We start from the raw sequence: 1,001 nt of genomic DNA, 5'->3' as shown, positions 1-1,001 counted from the left end.
GTACACGCCTTGTTCCTCCAAGTTTGAAATATAAAGAGCCTTCGGTTGGCCGTGTTGTGGTCGCGCAAAGTCATAGAAAAGATGGTTGTGGCGTCAAGCTCATGCAACGCTCTATCGCAGAAAGTGAGCGTTTATACCCGGGTCAAGGAAACCGAATCGGAGCCCAACTTTATCTGAATAAATTCTATCGCTCATTGGGATATGAAAATGTGTCGGATGAGTACGATGAAGATGGCATACCACATATCGATATGTNTAGAGCGTCTTCGATGGAGTAGCAGTAGAGGGTGATTTTAGACAAAAGCCGACATCAAATCCCTTTCATGACGAATGCCCGCTTCATATAGGGGGGCTGACATTTAGTGATGCGAAAGCCTTAAAATAGTTGCTGTGACCTAACAGTAAGGTCCTCAGATAATTAGCTAAAAAACTATATAAATAAACAGTTGTAATGGAATCACGAAGATTTGGGGTAATCGCTTCCTATGAAACCCGTGAGATAAGTCTGTCTTTTTGCCGCTTCCTTCTGATATTGTTTTATAAAACAATTACTTAAAAAATTGCTTCTGGGTTTATACGGACCCGTGTAAACCCAAGTCTTCTTTTTGCGCAAAGAGAATCTTGGTTTCTAATGATAGGATGCTCTTTAAGTGATTGAATCCATTGAACAAAAATGGAGTTTTGGTGATCGTGAAGACGCGTTGTCGTCTGCGGTTTATACGGAATTCCGTATAATAAGCTGTTATGTTTTTGAAATAGCAGATATTAATCCGCAATGTTCTACAAAAGGTTTGAAGTCTTTATCCGTAAATAGCAGCGGCAATTTATTATCTATGCAAAAGGTCGCAATGATTACGTCCGCTGTCTTTCTGACCGTAATACCTTTCTTTCTCAGCAAACGGTAATAGTCTGCACACTCAACAACCATCCTATTGCCTAGCATCTCATACTGGTCTAATTTGCTTAGCAGTTTCTTTGTCTTGCTGTAGTCCTTATCACTC

The 1,001-nt window shown here is 40.4% G+C and carries 1 protein-coding gene and 1 pseudogene; one reads left to right on the top strand and one right to left on the bottom strand.

The genetic code is table 11. The features are described 5' to 3' along the window. A partial coding sequence (locus A3739_RS05830; RefSeq protein WP_156502382.1) for a GNAT family N-acetyltransferase occupies positions 1-278 on the top strand: 278 nt, incomplete at its 5' end. Positions 279-742: 464 nt separating this feature from the next. Here the strand turns inward: A3739_RS05830 and A3739_RS30725 are convergent. Then, positions 743-1,001, bottom strand: a pseudogene (locus A3739_RS30725) (VapC toxin family PIN domain ribonuclease); the annotation flags it as partial.

The organism is Oleiphilus sp. HI0067 (assembly GCF_001635735.1).
This window is presented reverse-complemented; position numbering and strand designations above follow the sequence as displayed.